Consider the following 5,119-nt stretch of genomic DNA (forward strand, 5'->3'; position numbering starts at 1 on the left):
CGGACTTAATACCTTTGGCTGCTTGCTTAGCAAATACTTCTAGTTCTTTCTTATTCATAGTCTGCCTATCCTAAACCCTATATGGGTATTAATGATAGGCAGTTACACAGATTTTGTTACAGGGTCCATCGTGATAAAGCTGGATACTATTTATAGATTTAATGCATAACGATACCACTTCCTCAATAGTCTTTGACGACGTATCAATATAGCGCCACCCCTCCTTTTCTGCTACATAACGGTAATTAGCTGACAACCTTTTTTGGTAATCTTCATTCTGTAAGCACATATAATCATTTTTACTATTTTGATTATCGTTTCTAGAAGTAATTCTTGAACGCTGATTATCCTGATCGACATACAAAAATATGGTTAAGTCCGGCTGTTCAATATCATTTAATTTCCCTAGTATAGATTCATATACGCTTTCAATATCTATGTTTTGCCTAGAAGCATAACCAATAATAGTACTATGAATATAACGAGCACAAACTATAGACGTATTAGAGGCTTTACTCTCTTTAACTTTATTAGATAAATCATAGCTTGAGGCTAAGTAAAAGTGAAATCGCCCATTGTCAGACAAGTTATCGTCAACGTACTTTCGCAGCTCATTGAATTTACCTGTGGGACTTTCTAGATGCATTCCATTTAGTTTTTTGGCAACAAGCGCACTTATTTCAGTTTTACCTGCACCATCAATACCTTCAAATACAACAAAAGGACAATTCATTTTATTTACCTATTGAGTTGGTTGTCCTGGCAAACTACCATTTCGGTATAAAGATACGCCAATACAACCTTTTTCTTTTGCTAGCAGTAAAGCGTTTTTGATATCTTCAATTGTTGCACTATTAGGCAGGTTAATCGTTTTAGAGATGCCACCATCTATATAAGCTTGAAACATTGCTTGTGTAAATATATGTTCTTGGGTTGTTAAATCATTTGCGGTAACTAGTACTTTTTTCAGTTGAGTTGGGAGCTGATGTATAGCCTCTATTACCTTTCCTGCTTTGAGTTCATCAAATACTTTTTGACTATCAACACCATGAGTCTCAAGTATATTTCTAAATGTAGGTTGAAGTTGATAAATAATTTTATCCTGTACCTTTTGCTTGATCAGATATGAAAATATCGGCTCAATCCCTCCAGAAACATTTGCAATTAAGCTTAGTGTTCCATTTGCAGGTATAGCCATTAGAGATACATTTCGTCTTGGTGCGGTACCCTTTAAAAGTAGTTCTGTATTGCAATAACCTCTTTCTTTTCCTAACCGCTCACTTTCACTTATTAATGTAGTCTGTAGTAATGACATCAATTTTTTGACAAACGCTAAAGATTCTTCTGAACCATAACGCATATTCAATAACAACAGCGCATCAGAATATCCCATAATGCCAACACCTACTTTTCTACTCTCAAGGCAACGCTCTTGCACAAGTTCGGAAGCATGGTCTTGGATATCATGTAAGTTATCTAAACAAAGTAGACCAATTTTAGCTACATTTTGAAAGCGGTCAAAATCAAAAACACCTGCATTAATAAATTTAGTTAAATTAATAGAACCAATCAGAGATGATTCATTTTCTCGCAATAATGACTCGCCACAGACATTATTGATTAACTTGCTGTTTGAACGTTTAGCTTTTTCAGAACTGAATGAAAGTGATGGTCGTCCTGTTTTATAAATTGATTTACACAATACATTCCACAATGTCAAAGATTCGGTTTCGCCAGCAGCTAAACGATCAAAAAACTCGTTATCAAATTCAATATTTGTATGGGTGATTGTTAACTCAGGACTTAACAAGATAAAGTCCTGAATTTTAGGGTGCTGATAAGACACTGTTACTGCACTGTGGGCTTTTCGTTTTCTATTTGGGTTTAACAGTTGCGTTTGCTTTTCAATATTCAAAGTAGCAGTAACTGGATCATCCATTTTTGAAAAATCATAACCAATACCACCACAACCATCGTGAATCTGCTTAGCTACGTCTAAGTCACTTATACCTGCTGGGGGAGATAAAACATGACATGCAAATAAGTTTGCATTACCATCATGCTCCGAGTTCATCATCACTGGGCTATTGGGTAAAAAAGCACCTTCATTTATTAGCTCGGTAATTTCGAAGGCTTTTTGCTCTGCTGTTACCATGCTTGTGTGTTTTTTTTCTGACTCTAAGAATAATCGTCCTACACGTTTAGATAGATCAGACCAGTTTTGGATTTCCACATCAGAAAAAAAACGCGGTGATAATACGTCTAAATATGGATTATTGATTGACCATAAAGGCTCAACAAGAACAGTGTGAGTACTTTCATTAAATACTTTATTGGATATTTTAATATTCATATAAACTCCATTTTTTTTATTATGGGCTGTTGGTCTTTCGTGATTAAATCACGATTTGAAAAGCCACTTCGTATATTTATTGGGGTGGCCCCATAAGAGCAATTGATTACAATAAAAGTTGGTCAAATCGTTAGATAATACTTTGTTTAAAAAATGCTGAGTATTGGTTTTTCTTACCTACATCTAAAATCACTAAATTTTCTGTAGTTCGAGTAACTGAAGTATAAACAATTTCAGGTTCATCTCCTTCATGTAAGACATAAAAAACTGTTTTGGACTCAAGACCTTTAAAACTATGTATTGTTGAAAGCTTTATCAGACCAGAATTAGCATAAAAGTGATTTTTCTTAGCTCTTCTCACTCTCTCAATGCTATCTTTATTTGCACGAATCAGGATATTGAGGTTCTTTTCATCAAGTTTTTTTAGTGTATCTGTTGTTTCATTCGTTAATATGGAAAGCTCAGAATAATTTTCAAACATACAATGAGTTCTCTCTTGTTCAAGCCAAAAGTCATTTAGCTTTCTAATTACATTTATTTTAGAAGATAAAATAACTACATCGTTAGGATGTAAATCATAACTACTAATGTAATCTTTTATTAAATCAAAAACCTCACCATACCAACAGTCCGAATTAATATGTTTATACTTTAAAAGGTTAAAGTTCATTCCTATTTGAGTTTTAGTCGTATCAAATATTTCTGTGTCTGAATATTTTTCAATGAGATATTTTAACTGAAAATCTTTAAATAATTGGTTTAGTGGTGAGTCTATATCTGTACGATATGAGCGATTAAGTTTAATCCAACTTCCAAAGCCCTGTGCCACCACAGATGCTCTACCAACTTCTCTTTGGTAAACATTTTGAGATTGATCCCCGAAGAGAACCATCTCTCCACCTTCCGACAAGAAGTTATCTCTGATGATTTTTACCCAATCAGACTCATAATCTTGGATTTCATCCAATAGAATAGTCTGGTATTGAATAGTTTCTAAATTTTTAAATACGTCAATTGAATACATTTTTTCTAAGCCATATTTACCGATTAAGGCAACAATATCTTGACCTGTATTATTAACTTGAGCATTAAAGAATTGATGGTAATTCGATATTTCAAAAAATTGAAAGTCACGGCCACCTTGAATATCACTAATTTTATCGCGAATATAATTTTTAAGTGTGATGTTAAAGGTCAGTATCAGTGTGGGTGTTTTGTGTCTTTTATAGGCGTTAATAGCTCGCTGAGATAGAATGCTAGTTTTTCCGCAGCCAGCTACCCCTTTTATTTTTGCTTTACCCTCTTTACTAATTGATAGACCTAATTGTTTTTTATCTAAATTAATTGATAGCCCTTGTTTTAATGTGTGGTTCGAAGGGCTTAATCTACGCTTGAAATCATTATAAACGTCATGGTTAAATAGTACGTGTTTTGAGTTTTTCTTAATTTTATTGATTAATAGAGATAAATTATCAGAGCCGATAGACATCAATTTATCTCTTTGAATGTTACGATTTTTTCTATCTAAGGATTTATTAGCTTTTTCATAGTCACCAAAACGTATTTTTTTTTGCTTAACCAATTCGTTTTGCTTTGTTTGTTCTTCTTTGTTGCCTTGCTCTGGTAACAAATACATATTGTTAATTTTTATTTGACTAGCGCCATGAAAATATACAAAACAATGAACCAAATTATAAAAGTTGGGGTTCGTCAATCTTGCAAGTCCTATAACAGGTAAATGTAAGTCGTATAAGTTTTTTTTATAACGAAATGCTTGAGCATGAGGAGAGGAAATTAAAGATGATCTTGAGTTGGCAGTAACTCGCCATTTATTATCTTCATCAATTAAGTAGTGTCTTAAATCCCAATCTTTCACTTCAATAATAAAAGCGGCACAGTGTTCCTTTAGAATGATAATGTCTGGTCTATCACCATCTAAATATGGGTTAAAAAACACCTCGTAACTATCATCAAGATGTTCTTTCAGATATCGTACTAAACACCATTCACCTTCTGTAGGTTTAACTTTTAATAGTTGAATATTTTCTAGCGTTGGATAAATTATTGCCACGATAACGTCCTGTCCTGTTGATAAACCAAAGAAGCATCCTTTTGCTTCTAAGCAACACTCTTAGCTGATGCCAGATTTGATTATTCATTTCCTGTTATATTATTTGTTAAATAAGTATAATTACTCAAAACACATTATATTATTAGGCGACAATTAGCTTGGCCGGGTCGCGACAATTAGGTTGACCGGTTTTGGTACACTTCAGATATATCAAATTTAATAGAGAAAGATATGTCTGGAAAACCCATAACCAAGCAACAGGTTAATTTATATATGTCTTATCGTAAGGATCATAAACAAGTAGCAGCCGCGGCTAAGTCAGGTATGTCCGAGCGTACAGCTCGGCGCATCGAATCTGACCAGCATTCAACTACACATCTCCCTAGAGTTTATCGAACACGCAAAGATCCATTTAATGGTGCGTTTGAAGAGCATCTAGTGCCATTGCTTAAAGCAGATCCAGAACTTCAACCCATCACGTTATTAGATCAGCTCGATACACTCATGCCAGGTAAATTTGGTCACAATCATTTACGTACGTTACAACGTCGAGTCAAAAAGTGGCTGGCAACTGAAGGGCCAGAGCAAGAAGTTATCTTTCGTCAAAAGTACATGCCAGGATTTATGGGAATATCTGATTACACTTGGATGAACAAACTTGAAATATCCATTGCAGGCCAAGTGTTTTCTCATAA

General features: G+C 34.2%; 4 protein-coding genes. 1 reads left to right on the top strand and 3 read right to left on the bottom strand.

The annotated features are described in order from the left end of the window. Positions 1 to 88: 88 nt before the first annotated feature. From ESZ26_RS18600 to ESZ26_RS18610, 3 genes are all read right to left on the bottom strand, one after another. A complete protein-coding gene (locus tag ESZ26_RS18600; RefSeq protein WP_146801250.1) occupies positions 89 to 733 on the bottom strand; it encodes a dTMP kinase in 645 nt (214 codons plus the stop codon). A 9-nt stretch (positions 734 to 742) separates the two neighbouring features. Then, positions 743 to 2,353, bottom strand: a complete 1,611-nt coding sequence (locus ESZ26_RS18605; protein ID WP_146801252.1) for a hypothetical protein — start codon at positions 2,351 to 2,353, stop codon at positions 743 to 745. Between the two features lie 130 nt (positions 2,354 to 2,483). After that, complete coding sequence (locus ESZ26_RS18610; protein WP_146801254.1) at positions 2,484 to 4,424, bottom strand: nuclease-related domain-containing DEAD/DEAH box helicase; 1,941 nt, start codon at positions 4,422 to 4,424, stop codon at positions 2,484 to 2,486. Between the two features lie 231 nt (positions 4,425 to 4,655). Between ESZ26_RS18610 and ESZ26_RS18615 the strand changes: the two genes are divergently transcribed. Continuing rightward, a partial coding sequence (locus tag ESZ26_RS18615) for an IS21 family transposase (protein WP_483400380.1) occupies positions 4,656 to 5,119 on the top strand: 464 nt, incomplete at its 3' end.

The sequence above is a fragment of the Colwellia hornerae genome (assembly GCF_007954355.1).
Classification (GTDB): domain Bacteria; phylum Pseudomonadota; class Gammaproteobacteria; order Enterobacterales; family Alteromonadaceae; genus Colwellia_A; species Colwellia_A hornerae.

Excerpts from the sequence above, each read along its gene's own strand:
- ESZ26_RS18605 (WP_146801252.1), bottom strand. The coding sequence starts at position 2,353 with ATGAATATTAAAATATCCAATAAAGTATTTAATGAAAGTACTCACACT.
- ESZ26_RS18600 (WP_146801250.1), bottom strand. The coding sequence starts at position 733 with ATGAATTGTCCTTTTGTTGTATTTGAAGGTATTGATGGTGCAGGTAAA.